Origin of the sequence: Pseudomonas proteolytica, from assembly GCF_007858275.1 — a bacterium.
Taxonomy (GTDB): domain Bacteria; phylum Pseudomonadota; class Gammaproteobacteria; order Pseudomonadales; family Pseudomonadaceae; genus Aquipseudomonas; species Aquipseudomonas proteolytica.
On record NZ_VFEV01000003.1, the window covers coordinates 51,818 to 64,707 of the forward strand.

Here is a 12,890-nt window from a genome sequence, read left to right on the forward strand (position 1 = left end):
GAGCGATCAGCTCAAAAACTTCTGCAGCAGGTCATTGAGAAAGAGTTGCCCACGGTCGGTGGCCGCCAGGCGTGACGGTTCGACCTGCAATAAGCCACTTTGTTCTGCCTCGCGCCGGGCCTCGTCCAGGCTGGCCAGGTCCAGGCCCGTGCGTTCGGCGTAAAGCCTGGCTTCAACGCCGTCGGTAAGGCGCAGGGCGTTCATCAGGAACTCGAAAGGCAACTCTTCGTTGGTCAGCTCTTTCATGCCTGCCTGAAAGCTTTTGGCCGGGTTGAGGTAGTCCTTTGGTGCGCGAGTCTTCCAGGTGCGCACGATGCGCCCGTCAGGATGGCTGAGCTTGCCGTGGGCGCCGGCACCGATGCCAATAAAGTCGCCAAAGCTCCAGTAGTTGAGGTTATGCCGTGCGGGGCGACCCGGCTGGGCATAGGCCGAAACTTCGTACTGGGCGTATCCGTGGGCGGCGAGCAGGGCTTGGCCGGCTTCCTGGATATCCCACAGGGTGTCGTCTTCCGGCAGCGTCGGCGGCTGGTTCCAGAACACTGTGTTGGGTTCCAGGGTCAGCTGGTACCACGACAGGTGGGTCGGCTTGAGGGCGATGGCCTGGCGCAGGTCGCTCAAGGCATCGTCCAGGGATTGATCGGGCAAACCGTGCATCAGGTCCAGGTTGAAGTTATCGAACCCGGCCTGGCGCGCCATGCCGGCGGCGCGCACGGCTTCGTCGCCGTTGTGAATGCGGCCCAGGGCCTTGAGTTTTTCCTGCTGGAAGCTCTGGATGCCGATGGACAGGCGATTGATCCCCAGCTTGCGATAGGCGACGAACTTCTCCTGCTCGAAGGTGCCGGGGTTGGCTTCCAGGGTGATCTCGATGTCGCGGGCAAACGGTATGCGTTGCTCCACGCCCTCCAGCAATCGGCCCAGTGCCGCAGCACTGAACAGGCTAGGCGTGCCGCCGCCAAAGAAGATCGAGCTCAACTCGCGACCATACACCGCGTGCAGATCCTGATCCAGGTCCGCCAGCAACGCATCGACATACTCTTGCTCCGGCAGCACCTTACTGGCGGTGTGGGAGTTGAAGTCGCAATAGGGGCATTTACGCACGCACCACGGGATGTGGATGTACAGCGCCAGGGGCGGCAGCACTGGCAGGGCCGCCCGAGGTGTTTGCGCGCCACCGAGGATCAGTGGCTGCGCGGAGGTGTTCTGGGTCATTTCAAGCCCAGACGCTGGCGCAGCAAAGCCATTGCGCGGGCGCGGTGGCTGATCTGGTTCTTGTCGGCCGGGCTCAGTTCGGCGCTGGAGACATTGCGCTCCGGCACCCAGAACAGTGGGTCATAGCCAAACCCATGCTCGCCACTGGCGGCATGCAGGATGCGCCCGTGCCACAGGCCTTCGCAGAGAATCGGCAGCGGGTCATCGGCATGCCGCACCAGGGCCAGCACGCACACGAACTGCGCGCCACGCATCGCGTCCGGTACATCCTTGAGCGCGTCCAGCAACTTGGCATTGTTCGCCGCGTCGCCTTTGCCGTCGGCATACCGCGCCGAATAGATGCCAGGGGCGCCGCCGAGGAAGTCCACGGCCAGGCCAGAATCGTCGGCCAGTGCCGGCAGACCGGAAATGCGCGCGGCATTGCGGGCCTTGAGGATGGCGTTTTCGACGAACGACAGGCCGGTTTCTTCGGGTTCCACCTGGCTGAACTCGCCAATCGAGCGCAATTGCACCGATTCGCCGAGCATGGCCTGGAGTTCCTTGAGTTTGCCGGCGTTGTGGCTGGCCAGTACGAGTTGTGTCAGGTTCATTATTCGGCCGGGAACAGTTCTTGGGTGAAACTGAAACCGTGGGCCTTGCCGCCGGTTTCAACATTGATGGTAAAGGTGCGGAATTCCTGCTGCGGCACCGAGTAGGGGGCGAGGTAGTAGATCGCGCCTTTTTCGGTGATCTGCTTGAACGTCAGCATTTCGCTCTTGCCGGTCAAGTCCTTGATCGTGCCGGTCACTTGCGCGGCCACAGGCTCCACGCCCTTGATCACCGAGACGTTGATCATGCCCTTGTTCTTGCTGCGCACCACACCCACGGCCTGGGCCGTCTCGGGTTGCAGGAAGCTGGAGGTGAAGGTGCTGTAGTGCACGGTGATATCACCAAACGCCTTCTGCCGGTTACTGTCGATAGGGCCGGCGGCCATGGCGCTGGCGCCCAGGCAGGCGGTGAGTAGAAAAATAGCCAGGCGACTCATGATCGTCCTCCTCGAAAATGGTTAGACGGCAATCTGATGATCGGTCAGGCCAGGACTGCTGACCCGATAAATTCCGATTTCACCCAAAAGATTAGGCCATAGCTTACTCGCCCAGCCGTGGCGATGCTGCTGATCGACGGCAAGGCGGTTGATGACCTTGGCTTCACGCCCACTGCACAACGCCTCGAAATCTTCGAAGGTGCAGAAGTGAATGTTCGGCGTGTTGTACCAGGTGTACGGCAAGAAATCCGATACCGGCATCCGGCCCTTGGTGGCCAGGTACCAGCGGCAGCGCCAGTGGCCGAAATTGGGGAAGGTGATGATGCACTGGCGGCCGACGCGCAACATCTCGTCGAGAATCCGATCCGGGTAGTGCACGGCCTGCAGGGCCTGGGTCATCACCACGATATCGAAGCTGTTGCTGGCAAAGTTGCCCAGGCCCTTGTCCAGGTCCTGCTCGATCACGTTGATGCCCTTGGCCACGCACTGGGCGATGTTGTCCGGGTCGTTTTCCAGGCCATAGCCGGTGACTTGCTTGTTGTCGCGCAGCCAGCTCAGCAGTTCGCCATCGCCGCAACCCAGGTCGAGCACGCGGCTGCCGGCGGGGATCCAGTCTTGGATGATTTCCAGGTCGGCTCTCATGGCTTTCTCACAATGTAATGCGGTTCATGTAGTTGCTGAACGCCTGCAGGTAGCGCGGGATCGGGATCAGGAAGGCGTCGTGGCCTTGCGGTGCATCGATCTCCAGGTAGCACACGTCTTTGCGGGCGGCCATCAGCGCATCCACCAGTTCCCGCGAGCGGGCCGGGGAGAAGCGCCAGTCGGTGGTGAACGACATCACGCAGAACTTGGCGGTGGCACCCTCGAAGGTCTTCGCCAGGTCGTCATCAAAGTTTGCCGCCGGGTCGAAGTAGTCCAGGGCCTTGGTCATCAGCAGGTAGGTGTTGGCGTCGAAACGCCCGGAGAACTCCTCGCCCTGGTAACGCAGGTAGCTTTCGACTTGGAATTCGACGCTGTGGAAGTCGTAGTTGAGCTTCTCGCTCTTGAGCCCGCGGCCGAATTTCTCGCCCATGGAGTCATCCGACAGGTAGGTGATATGCCCGACCATCCGCGCCAGCATCAAGCCGCGCTTGGGGATCACCCCGGCTTCCTGGAACGAACCACCGTGGAACTCGGGGTCGGTGAGGATTGCCTGGCGCGCCACTTCGTTGAACGCGATGTTCTGCGCCGACAACTTGGGGGCCGAGGCGATGGCCAGGCAATGGCGCACGCGGTCGGGGTAAGTGATGGTCCATTGCAGCGCCTGCATGCCGCCCAGGCTGCCGCCGATCACCGCTGCCCACTGGCTTATGCCGAGCAGGTCGGCCAGGCGCGCCTGGCTGTGCACCCAGTCTTCCACGGTCAGCACCGGGAAGTCGGCGCCGAACGGCTTGCCGGTCTCCGGGTTGAGGCTGCTGGGGCCGGTGGAGCCGTTGCAGCCGCCGAGGTTGTTCAGGCTGACCACAAAGAACTTATTGGTGTCGATGGGCTTGCCGGGGCCGATGCAACTGTCCCACCAGCCGGGCTTGCGCTCGTCGGCGCTGTGGTAGCCGGCGGCGTGGTGATGGCCAGAAAGGGCGTGGCAGATCAGCACGGCATTGCTCGCCGTGGCGTTCAGCTGGCCGTAGGTTTCATAGATCAGGTCATAGGCCGGCAGCGATCGACCGCAGGCCAGGGCCAGGGGTTCGCTGAAGTGCGCCACTTGGGGCACGACCAGTCCAACAGAATCGGGGGGGAAGGCAGCTGGCATCGACCCTGCTCTCGTTTAAATGAGGCGTAAGTCTAAAGAGCGGGGGGGCTAGCGGCAAGCAAAGGTCTGCACCAGTGCACAGATACAAAATGTGGGAGGGAGCACGCCACCTCCCACATGAGTTGGCGCATTCAGATCAGCCCGAAGAGCTCCTTGGGCATGAACGCGTAAAACGCCAGGCGCGGAATCACCCAGCTTTGCAGTAATTGGATCGCGATAAACGCGAAGATCGGCGAGATATCCAGGCCGCCCAGGTTGGGGATCAGGCGACGGAACGGTGCCAACACCGGTTCGGTAATCTGGGCGACCAGTTCGGCGCCTGGGCTGCGGCTGCCTGGTGCGACCCACGACAGGATCACACTGATGATCATCGACCAGAAGATGATTTTCAAAAACAGCGAGAAAACACCAATCAGCGCCCAAGGCAGCAGCAGCACGGTGAAGGCCTGGTAGCCGTTGAGCATCAGGATCACCACAAACAGCAGGATCTGCAGCAGCAGCGCCAGCACCAGCGATGACATGTCCAGGCCGAACAGGCTCGGGATAACTCGACGCAGCGGCTTGAGCAACGGTTGTGTGGCTTTCACTACGAACTGGCACAGCGGGTTATAGAAGTTCGCCCGCACCAGTTGCAGGATAAAGCGCATCAGCACGATCAGCAGATACAGGCTGCCCAGGGTCTGGATGATGAAAATGGCAGCGTCATTGATTCCGAGCATGTTTAATTCCTATGTTGGGGACGATTATTTGCCCAGCTGTTCGGCCATTTCTGCCGAGCGATTCGCGGCGGCACCCAGTGCTTTTTCGACCAGGGCTTCAAAGCCCCCGGCCTGGAACGATTCGATGGCAGCCTGCGTGGTGCCATTGGGCGAGGTCACGCGACGACGCAACTCGGCCGCGTCCACATCGCTGGACACCACCATATGCGCGGCGCCGAGGGCGGTTTGCTGAGTCAGTTGCTCGGCGATTTCCCGTGGCAGGCCCAGCTTCACGCCAGCCGCGGTCATGGCTTCGACCAGCAGGAAGAAATACGCCGGGCCACTGCCGGACACAGCGGTGACGGCGTCCAGTTGCTGTTCCTCGTCCAGCCACAGGGCCACACCCACGGCCGACAACAGCTCCTGGGCCTGCTCACGTTGCTCGGCGCTCACTTGGGTGGTGGCGTACAGGCCGCTGACGCCTTGGCGCAGCAGTGATGGCGTGTTGGGCATGCAACGTACGATGGGCTGGGCGCCGAGCCAGTTGTTCATGCTGGCGCAATTGATGCCGGCGGCAATCGACACCACCAGTTGTTGCGGTGCCAGGCTTGGGCGCAACGCTTCGCACACGGCTTTCATGGCCTGTGGCTTGACCGCCAGCACAATCACGTCGACGCCCTGGATGGCTTCGGCGTTGTCGGCAAAGGTTTCGATACCGTGCTCGGCGCTCACCCGGGCGCGGGTCTCGGCGCCCGGATCGCTGGCGCGAATCTGCGAAGCGTCCAGGCCCTTGGCCCGCAGGCCGCCGATCAGGCTGGCCGCCATGTTACCGGCGCCGATAAAGGCTATACGCGTGCTGCTCATGACAGGTCCTTACTCAGATGGAAGTCAGCCATTTCATGGCTGGCCGTAGTCGCGGGCACCAAACAGGGCGGTACCGATCCGCACCCACGTGGCCCCTTGGGCAATGGCCGACTCAAGGTCATGGCTCATGCCCATGGAAAGTGTGTCGAGCCCCAGGTTCAGGCTCGCTTGCAAGTCACGCACCTTCGCAAACGCCGCATTTTGCTGCGCACGGTCGTCGGTGGGCTCGGGGATCGCCATCAGGCCACGCAGCTTCAAGCGCGGCAGGGCCTGGATCGCCTCGGCCAGCGCTGGCAAATCGGCGGGTGTACAGCCGGACTTGCTGGCTTCGCCACTGACATTGACCTGAACGCAGATATTGAGCGGCGGCAGGTCGGCCGGGCGTTGCTCCGACAGGCGTTGGGCGATTTTCAGGCGGTCCACGGAATGCACCCAAGCGAAGTTCTCGGCGATAGCGCGCGTCTTGTTCGATTGAATGGGGCCGATGAAGTGCCAACTCAAGGGCAGGTCGGTTAATTCGGCTTGTTTGCCGAGGGCTTCCTGCAAGTAGTTTTCACCGAAGTCATGCATCCCGGCGGCATAGGCTTCGCGCACGGCTTGCGCGGGCTTGGTCTTGCTGACCGCCAGCAAATGCACGCTGGATTCATCGCGCTGCACGGCCTGGGCCGCAGCACGGATCCGCTGACTAACCAGGCCAATATTGTCTGCTATGGTCGACATTCAAGTTGCGCCCGTGGATATGGAGTCCGCGGCATTCTACTGGAAATGGATAGCCCTATGGACATCACTGAACTGCTGACCGCCAGCGTCAGCCGGGGCGCCTCCGACCTGCATCTGTCGGCAGGGTTGGCGCCGAGGATGCGAGTCGATGGCGAGGTTGTGCCACTCGACTGGCCCCCATTGAGTGCTACGCAAGTAGCGGACTTACTCAGCCCGATCATGAATAAACACCAGCAAAAGGATTTCGAAACATCTCTTGAAACGGATTTTTCCTTCGAGTTGCCCGGTGTGGCGCGCTTTCGCGCCAATGTGTTCCAGCAGCACCGAGGGATGGGCGCGGTGTTTCGCGCGATTCCCTCCCGGGTACAGAGCCTGGAAAGCCTGGGGCTGGGCGACGTGTTCCGGCGCATCGCCGAACTGCCCAGGGGGCTGGTGCTGGTGACCGGGGCCACGGGCTCGGGCAAGTCCACCACCCTGGCGGCGATGATCGATTACCTCAACAACACCCGCCAGCAGCACATCCTGACCCTTGAAGACCCTATCGAATTTGTCCATGAACCGCGCACGGCGCTGATCAGCCAGCGCCAGGTGCATCGCGATACCCACAGTTTCTCCGCCGCCCTGCGTTCTGCGCTGCGCGAAGACCCGGATGTGATCCTGGTCGGCGAGTTGCGCGACCTGGAAACCATCCGCCTGGCCCTGACGGCGGCTGAAACCGGGCACCTGGTATTTGGCACCCTGCACACCAGTTCGGCGGCAAAGACCGTGGACCGGCTGGTGGATGTGTTCCCCGCGGGGGAAAAGGCCATGGTCCGCTCGATGCTCTCGGAGTCGCTGCAGGCGGTGGTTTCCCAGGTGCTGCTGAAAAAAGTCGGCGGCGGGCGCGTGGCGGCCCATGAAATCATGCTCGGTACACCGGCGATCCGTAACCTGATCCGCGAGGACAAGGTGGCGCAGTTGTATTCGGCGATCCAGACGGGTGGGGCGTTGGGGATGAAGACGTTGGATATGAGCTTGAAGGGGCTGGTGAGTCAGGGGCTGGTCAGCCGCGAAGAGGCGCAGCAGAAGGCGAGGGTGCCTACCGACATGTGAGGTCTTGCGGGCAATAAAAATCAAATGTGGGAGCGGGCTTGCTCGCGAATGCGGTGTGTCAGTCACCCTCTTTGGTGGCTGATCTATTGCATTCGCGAGCAAGCCCGCTCCCACATGTTTACCGCATTTCAGCCTTGAATCAGCGTTGCACAATGCGCAGGTTGTTCTGCTCTTTAGGCAGCACGCGCTTGGCAATCACGTAGTTCTTGTTCCAGAACGGCTTTTTCAGGGTGTCGATGCTGACCGACTTGCCACGGCGCGGCGCGTGGATAAAACGGTCGTTGCCCAGGTAGATGGCTACATGGTTGACCTGGCGGCTCTTGAGCTTGAAGAACAATAGGTCGCCGGGCTTCAAATCCTTGCGATCAACCTTCTGCCCGTGGCCACTGGCCATTGCATTGGAGGTGCGTGGCAAATCCACCGCAGCCACATCATTGAAGGCGTATTTCACCAGGCCGCTGCAATCAAAGCCTTTACTTGGGCTGCTGCCGCCCCAACGATAAGGAGTACCCAGCACGTTTACGGCACGGCTGAGGACTTTGCTGCTTTGCTGGTTATTGCTCGCTACCAGGCCGGAAACTGCTTTACCGTGGGCCTTGCTCACTTGAGTCGGGCGCTTGACGGTGAGTTTTACCGATTTGGCAGAGTTGGTAGTGGCGTGAACTTTAGGGGTGAAACCATTAACGTTCGGAAGTCGTTGCTCACGATTGGTGGCGTGGGCGGCCAGTGGCATCAATAGGCAAATGGTTAGCCATGTCTTTAAAAATGGTCGCATAAGGCAGGCTCTTGTTGGTTTGCGCGCAACTTTATAACAGCTTTTAGTGTCTTTCTCAGGCCGTTTGTCGACTGAACCTTGACGTCAAAATCAGGAAAACCGCGACGAACTGTCGCAATTGTCCTACACAAGTCAGGCGGCATAAGGCTTTGAGGGGAGCGACGATATCATTTGCCGTACGTCGGGTGCCTGTAAAAAAGTCACAAAGAAACCAGAAATATTTATCTATCGAGGCAAAAGAGGTCATTCATGAACACCTATCGACAGGGCGTTTCGCAACAGGACACCCACAGCAAGATGATCGGTTACCTGCTCTGGATCTTCGGATTCACTGGGGCGCACCGCTTCTATTACGGCAAGCCGGTGACCGGGACGATCTGGTTCTTCACCTTTGGTTTGCTGGGCATTGGCTGGTTGATCGACCTGTTTCTGATCCCGGCAATGGACCGCGAAGCCGACCTGCGTTTTACCGCCGGGCCCATTGAATACAACGTGGCCTGGATTCTGTTGGCGTTTCTTGGGGTGTTTGGCTTGCACCGCATGTATCAGGGCAAATGGCTCACCGGCCTGTTGTACCTGGTGACCGGAGGCTTGTTCCTGATTGGCGTGCTGTATGACTTCTGGACGCTGAACACGCAGATTTCGGTGCGCAATGCCGAGCGGCTGGGCGGTCGCTGATCATCTCCAGCCTTGTGAGGATCTAATTGTGGGAGCGGGCTTGCTCGCGAAAGCAGTGTATCAGTCGACCTATTTGTTAACTGATACACCGCTTTCGCGAGCAAGCCCGCTCCCACATTTGACTGTGCCCGCTTCAGTTCTGGATCAAGCCTGGTAGCTGATCCGCCCATCCACCAGGGTGTAACGCACATTCGCCGGCAAGCTATGCCCGATGAACGGGCAGTTTTCACCCCTGGACAACCAGTGCTCGCCGGCGACAGTGGAACTGGCCGGATCAAACAGCACCAGATCCGCCGCCGAACCCACCGCCAGCTTGCCCGCCGGCAGGCGCAGCGCTTGCGCCGGGCCTGAACTCAGGCGTGCGAGCAACGTTGGCAAGTCCAGCAAACCATCCTCCACCAGCGTCATCGCCAACGGCAGCAGCAGTTCGACGCTGCTGATCCCAGGCTCTGTGGCGCCAAACGGTGCCAGCTTGGCATCCCGTTCGTGGGGTTGGTGATGGCTGGAGATCGCCGAAACCACCCCCGACTTCACCGCCGCACGCAAACCATCACGGTCGGCGCGGGTGCGCAGTGGTGGTTGTACGTGGTACAGGCTGGAGAAGTCGATCAGCGCCTCATCCGTCAGGATCAGCTGGTACAACGCCACATCGGCGGTCACCGGCAAGCCACGGGCCTGGGCCTGGGCAATCAGGGCCACGCCACGGGCGCTGGTCAGTTGGCTGAAGTGCGCGCGTACGCCGCTTTGTTCCACCAACAGCAGGTCACGGGCCAGGGCCACGGTTTCTGCGGTTTCCGGGATGCCCGCAAGGCCGAGGAAGCTGGCGGTGGGGCCTTCGTGGGCCAGGCCGCCTTCGGCCAGGTCGTGGTCCTGGGAGTGGAAGATCACGGTCAGATCGAAGGTGGCGGCGTATTCCAGGGCCCGGCACAGGGTGCGGGTGCTGCGAAAACTCTCCAGGCCATTGCCGAAGGCTACGCAGCCGGCGTCACGCAGGGCAATCAGCTCGGCCAGTTGCTCGCCATCCAGGCCTTTGCTCAGGGCGCCGATGGGGAACACTTTGCAATTGCCGGCCTCGCGGGCGCGGTCGAGGATCAACTCGGCCACGGCCGAGGTGTCCAGCACCGGTTTGGTTTGCGGTGGGCAGCACAGGCTAGTGACACCGCCTGCAGCCGCGGCGCGGGTTTCGCTGGCGATGCTGCCTTTGCGGCTGTAGCCCGGCTCGCGCAGGGCGACGTTCAGGTCTACCAGGCCTGGCGCGGCCACCAGGCCTTTGGCGTCGATGCTCTCGACCGGGCTGAAACCACTGGGGGCGGCGCCGATGGCAATGATCTTGCCGGCTTCCAGGTGCAGATCCGTAACTTGATCCAGGCCGCTGGCCGGATCGATGACTCGGGCGCCGAGAATGCTGAGCTTCACTGGGCCTTCTCCTGCTCGAATTGACGTTGGGCGGTTTGCCCGCTCATGGCCATGGACAGTACGGCCATGCGTACCGCGATGCCGTAGGTGACCTGGTTGAGAATCACCGAGTGCGGGCCGTCGGCCACTGCCGACTCAATCTCCACCCCACGGTTGATCGGGCCAGGGTGCATGACAATCGCATCCGGCTTGGCGCCTGCCAGGCGCGCGGTGGTCAGGCCGAACAGGCGGTAGAACTCACCTTCGCTGGGCAGCAGGCCACCGGCCATGCGCTCGCGTTGCAGGCGCAGCATGATCACCACATCCACGTCCTTCAGGCCTTCGGTCATGTCGGTGTAGACCTTGACCCCGTATTGCTCGATGCCGATAGGCAGCAGGGTTTTCGGCGCGATCACGCGGATATCCGGGCAGCCGAGGGTTTTCAGGGCCAGCATGTTCGAGCGCGCCACCCGCGAGTGCAGGATGTCGCCAACGATGGCCACCGAGAGGTTTTCGAAGCCCCCCTTGTGCCGACGGATGGTGAGCATGTCGAGCATGCCCTGGGTCGGGTGGGCGTGACGGCCATCGCCGCCGTTGATGATCGCCACCTGTGGGCACACGTGCTCGGCGATAAAGTGCGCCGCGCCCGAGTCGCCATGGCGCACCACGAACATGTCGGCCGCCATGGCCTCCAGGTTGCGCAGGGTGTCGAGCAGGGTTTCGCCCTTGCTCGCCGACGAGGTGGAGACGTTCAGGGTGATCACGTCGGCTGACAGGCGTTGGGCCGCCAACTCGAAGGTGGTGCGGGTGCGTGTCGAGTTCTCGAAGAACACGTTGCAAATGGTTTTGCCGCGCAGCAGCGGGACTTTCTTCACCGCCCGGCCGCCGACTTCAAGGAAAGAGTCGGCAGTGTCGAGGATTTCGGTGAGCAATTCGCGGGGCAGGCCGTCGAGGGACAGGAAGTGTTGCAGCTGGCCCTGAGCGTTGAGCTGCAGCGGGCGCTTGGCATCTAGAGGCGTCATCGCGGGGACTCTTTACAAGGCGGTTTAAAGGGCGAGGTCTTGCAGTTCGAGTTCGAGCGGCGTGGGACCGGACAATTTTACCCGCTGTTGGGCTGAAAGCGACAGGGTGGCACCCACCACATCCGGGCTGATCGGCAGTTCGCCAGCCTCGAGGTCGAGCAGGCAGACCAGGGTGATGCTGGCCGGGCGGCCGTAGTCGAACAGCTCGTTCATGGCTGCACGGATGGTACGCCCGCTCATCAGCACGTCATCGATCAGTACCAGGTGCTGGCCTTCGATTTCAAAGGGCAGCGCAGACGGGCGCACTTGCGGGTGCAGGCCGTTCTGGCTGAAGTCATCGCGGTAGAAGGACACATCCAGGGTGCCCAGGGGCGAGTCACTGCCCAGCTCTTGCAGCAACGCCTGGGCGACCCACACGCCACCGGTACGGATACCGATGAAACGCGGCTCGCTGATGGCGCGGTGTTGCAGGTGGGTCGTGAGGCTCGTCGCCATCTGACGGATCAGTTCGGCGGGATTGGGCAGGCTCATGGTGGCTCCTTCAAGGGCTCGGGCAGCGTGACGCTGGCAAAGTCCGGGCTCAAACGTAAGAAGACGCGGCAAGCCGCGTCAGTCAGGATTCAAATAAAGCGGTGTTTTCATCCAGCCAGCCCTGCAGCAGCAAGGCGGCGGCAATGGCGTCGACCGGGTTGTCGCGGTAGCTGCCTTTCTGCCCGCCACGGTCGCGACGCTCACCCTTGGCCTCGAAGGTCGTCAGGCGCTCATCGTGGGTATAGAAGGGCAGGTTGTAGCGGCCGTTGAGGCGGCGGGCGAACTTTTCGGCGCGCAGGCACATGTCGCTGGGGGTGCCGTCCATGTTCAGCGGCAGGCCGACCACCACCGCGTCGGGCTTCCACTCCTTGATCAGGGCTTCGACCTGACTCCAGTCCGGGATGCCGTTTTGTGCCTTCAAGGTACACAGCTCGCGGGCCTGGCCGGTGATGACCTGGCCCACCGCAACGCCAATCTGCTTGGTGCCGTAGTCAAACCCGAGGATCAGTCGCAGGGCCATCAGGCGTGCCCCGCCTGGCTGGTCAGCAGGTTGAGGTTGATCCCCAGTTGCTTTGCAGCGGCATTGAGGCGCAGCTCGCTGGCAGTATTGAACAGAATGTCGGCATCGAAGGGGCACGTCAGCCAGGCATTGTTGGCCAACTCTTCTTCCAGTTGCCCGGCTTCCCACCCTGCGTAACCCAGGGTGATCAGGCTCTGCTGCGGGCCGGCGCCATCAGCGATGGCAAACAGCACGTCCTGGGAGGTGGACAAGGACACGCCATCGAGGTCGACGGTTGCCTGGAACGTCGGGCCGCTGGGGTGCAGGACAAAGCCCCGGTCAGTCTGCACCGGGCCACCGAAATAGATCGGCACCGCCTGGCAACTGGCGGGTGGGTCGATCTCCGGGCGCAGTTGCTCAAGGATATCGGCCAGGTTCAAGTCCTGCGGGCGGTTGACCACCAACCCCATGGCGCCATTGGCCGTGTGCTCGACGATATAGGTCAAGGTGTGCGCAAAGTTCGGGTCGGCCATATGGGGCATGGCGATCAGGAATTGGTGCTTGAGGTAAGTCGGGCTGACATTTTTCATGTCC

General features: G+C 61.7%; 16 protein-coding genes. 2 read left to right on the forward strand and 14 right to left on the reverse strand.

The features are described 5' to 3' along the window. Nucleotides 1-6: 6 nt before the first annotated feature. From hemW to FIV38_RS03105, 8 genes are all read right to left on the reverse strand, one after another. On the reverse strand, nucleotides 7-1,209 hold the full coding sequence (gene hemW / locus FIV38_RS03070) for a radical SAM family heme chaperone HemW (protein ID WP_029300492.1): 1,203 nt from the start codon (nucleotides 1,207-1,209) through the stop codon (nucleotides 7-9). Beyond that, nucleotides 1,206-1,802, reverse strand: a complete 597-nt coding sequence (gene rdgB / locus FIV38_RS03075) for an RdgB/HAM1 family non-canonical purine NTP pyrophosphatase (RefSeq protein ID WP_029300489.1) — start codon at nucleotides 1,800-1,802, stop codon at nucleotides 1,206-1,208. Before rdgB ends, hemW begins: the two co-directional genes overlap by 4 nt. Beyond that, nucleotides 1,799-2,233 (reverse strand): DUF4426 domain-containing protein, encoded by a 435-nt coding sequence (locus tag FIV38_RS03080; RefSeq protein ID WP_029300487.1) that lies wholly within the window; start codon nucleotides 2,231-2,233, stop codon nucleotides 1,799-1,801. Before FIV38_RS03080 ends, rdgB begins: the two co-directional genes overlap by 4 nt. Nucleotides 2,234-2,254: 21 nt before the next feature. Continuing rightward, entirely contained in the window at nucleotides 2,255-2,875 is a 621-nt protein-coding gene (gene metW / locus FIV38_RS03085; RefSeq protein ID WP_029300485.1) for a methionine biosynthesis protein MetW, read from the reverse strand. A 7-nt stretch (nucleotides 2,876-2,882) separates the two neighbouring features. Further along, nucleotides 2,883-4,022 (reverse strand): homoserine O-succinyltransferase MetX, encoded by a 1,140-nt coding sequence (gene metX, locus FIV38_RS03090; RefSeq protein WP_092231136.1) that lies wholly within the window; start codon nucleotides 4,020-4,022, stop codon nucleotides 2,883-2,885. 131 nt (nucleotides 4,023-4,153) lie between these two features. Then, on the reverse strand, nucleotides 4,154-4,741 hold the full coding sequence (locus FIV38_RS03095; protein ID WP_092231133.1) for a YggT family protein: 588 nt from the start codon (nucleotides 4,739-4,741) through the stop codon (nucleotides 4,154-4,156). Between the two features lie 24 nt (nucleotides 4,742-4,765). After that, nucleotides 4,766-5,584 carry a pyrroline-5-carboxylate reductase gene (gene proC / locus FIV38_RS03100; protein WP_092231130.1) on the reverse strand — a complete coding sequence of 273 codons (819 nt, stop codon included), beginning with the start codon at nucleotides 5,582-5,584 and terminating at the stop codon, nucleotides 4,766-4,768. 33 nt (nucleotides 5,585-5,617) lie between these two features. Then, nucleotides 5,618-6,304, reverse strand: coding sequence for a YggS family pyridoxal phosphate-dependent enzyme (locus FIV38_RS03105; protein ID WP_092231127.1), 687 nt, complete (start codon nucleotides 6,302-6,304; stop codon nucleotides 5,618-5,620). A 57-nt stretch (nucleotides 6,305-6,361) separates the two neighbouring features. Here FIV38_RS03105 and FIV38_RS03110 point away from each other — a divergent pair, with 57 nt between their 5' ends. Next, entirely contained in the window at nucleotides 6,362-7,396 is a 1,035-nt protein-coding gene (locus FIV38_RS03110; protein WP_092231125.1) for a type IV pilus twitching motility protein PilT, read from the forward strand. A 139-nt stretch (nucleotides 7,397-7,535) separates the two neighbouring features. Here the strand turns inward: FIV38_RS03110 and FIV38_RS03115 are convergent, their stop codons facing one another. Continuing rightward, complete coding sequence (locus FIV38_RS03115) at nucleotides 7,536-8,171, reverse strand: C40 family peptidase (RefSeq protein WP_092231123.1); 636 nt, start codon at nucleotides 8,169-8,171, stop codon at nucleotides 7,536-7,538. A 249-nt stretch (nucleotides 8,172-8,420) separates the two neighbouring features. On the opposite strand from FIV38_RS03115, the gene FIV38_RS03120 reads away from it, so the two are divergent. Then, complete coding sequence (locus FIV38_RS03120; RefSeq protein ID WP_029300473.1) at nucleotides 8,421-8,849, forward strand: NINE protein; 429 nt, start codon at nucleotides 8,421-8,423, stop codon at nucleotides 8,847-8,849. 144 nt (nucleotides 8,850-8,993) lie between these two features. Here the strand turns inward: FIV38_RS03120 and FIV38_RS03130 are convergent, their stop codons facing one another. The 5 genes from FIV38_RS03130 to FIV38_RS03150 form a co-directional block, all read right to left on the reverse strand. Beyond that, nucleotides 8,994-10,265 (reverse strand): dihydroorotase, encoded by a 1,272-nt coding sequence (locus FIV38_RS03130; protein WP_092231120.1) that lies wholly within the window; start codon nucleotides 10,263-10,265, stop codon nucleotides 8,994-8,996. Continuing rightward, complete coding sequence (locus FIV38_RS03135; RefSeq protein ID WP_029300469.1) at nucleotides 10,262-11,266, reverse strand: aspartate carbamoyltransferase catalytic subunit; 1,005 nt, start codon at nucleotides 11,264-11,266, stop codon at nucleotides 10,262-10,264. Before FIV38_RS03135 ends, FIV38_RS03130 begins: the two co-directional genes overlap by 4 nt. Nucleotides 11,267-11,290: 24 nt before the next feature. After that, complete coding sequence (gene pyrR, locus FIV38_RS03140) at nucleotides 11,291-11,797, reverse strand: bifunctional pyr operon transcriptional regulator/uracil phosphoribosyltransferase PyrR (protein WP_029300467.1); 507 nt, start codon at nucleotides 11,795-11,797, stop codon at nucleotides 11,291-11,293. Nucleotides 11,798-11,879: 82 nt separating this feature from the next. Further along, entirely contained in the window at nucleotides 11,880-12,317 is a 438-nt protein-coding gene (gene ruvX, locus FIV38_RS03145; RefSeq protein WP_092231117.1) for a Holliday junction resolvase RuvX, read from the reverse strand. After that, entirely contained in the window at nucleotides 12,317-12,886 is a 570-nt protein-coding gene (locus tag FIV38_RS03150; RefSeq protein WP_029300463.1) for a YqgE/AlgH family protein, read from the reverse strand. Before FIV38_RS03150 ends, ruvX begins: the two co-directional genes overlap by 1 nt. Nucleotides 12,887-12,890 lie beyond the last annotated feature (4 nt).

Bases quoted from the DNA above. Each gene is read 5' to 3' on its own strand.
- hemW (WP_029300492.1), bottom strand. From the start codon at position 1,209: ATGACCCAGAACACCTCCGCGCAGCCACTGATCCTCGGTGGCGCGCAA.
- FIV38_RS03080 (WP_029300487.1), bottom strand. From the start codon at position 2,233: ATGAGTCGCCTGGCTATTTTTCTACTCACCGCCTGCCTGGGCGCCAGC.
- metW (WP_029300485.1), bottom strand. From the start codon at position 2,875: ATGAGAGCCGACCTGGAAATCATCCAAGACTGGATCCCCGCCGGCAGC.
- metX (WP_092231136.1), bottom strand. From the start codon at position 4,022: ATGCCAGCTGCCTTCCCCCCCGATTCTGTTGGACTGGTCGTGCCCCAA.
- FIV38_RS03095 (WP_092231133.1), bottom strand. From the start codon at position 4,741: ATGCTCGGAATCAATGACGCTGCCATTTTCATCATCCAGACCCTGGGC.
- proC (WP_092231130.1), bottom strand. From the start codon at position 5,584: ATGAGCAGCACGCGTATAGCCTTTATCGGCGCCGGTAACATGGCGGCC.
- FIV38_RS03105 (WP_092231127.1), bottom strand. From the start codon at position 6,304: ATGTCGACCATAGCAGACAATATTGGCCTGGTTAGTCAGCGGATCCGT.
- FIV38_RS03110 (WP_092231125.1), top strand. From the start codon at position 6,362: ATGGACATCACTGAACTGCTGACCGCCAGCGTCAGCCGGGGCGCCTCC.
- FIV38_RS03115 (WP_092231123.1), bottom strand. From the start codon at position 8,171: ATGCGACCATTTTTAAAGACATGGCTAACCATTTGCCTATTGATGCCA.
- FIV38_RS03120 (WP_029300473.1), top strand. From the start codon at position 8,421: ATGAACACCTATCGACAGGGCGTTTCGCAACAGGACACCCACAGCAAG.
- FIV38_RS03135 (WP_029300469.1), bottom strand. From the start codon at position 11,266: ATGACGCCTCTAGATGCCAAGCGCCCGCTGCAGCTCAACGCTCAGGGC.
- pyrR (WP_029300467.1), bottom strand. From the start codon at position 11,797: ATGAGCCTGCCCAATCCCGCCGAACTGATCCGTCAGATGGCGACGAGC.
- ruvX (WP_092231117.1), bottom strand. From the start codon at position 12,317: ATGGCCCTGCGACTGATCCTCGGGTTTGACTACGGCACCAAGCAGATT.
- FIV38_RS03150 (WP_029300463.1), bottom strand. From the start codon at position 12,886: ATGAAAAATGTCAGCCCGACTTACCTCAAGCACCAATTCCTGATCGCC.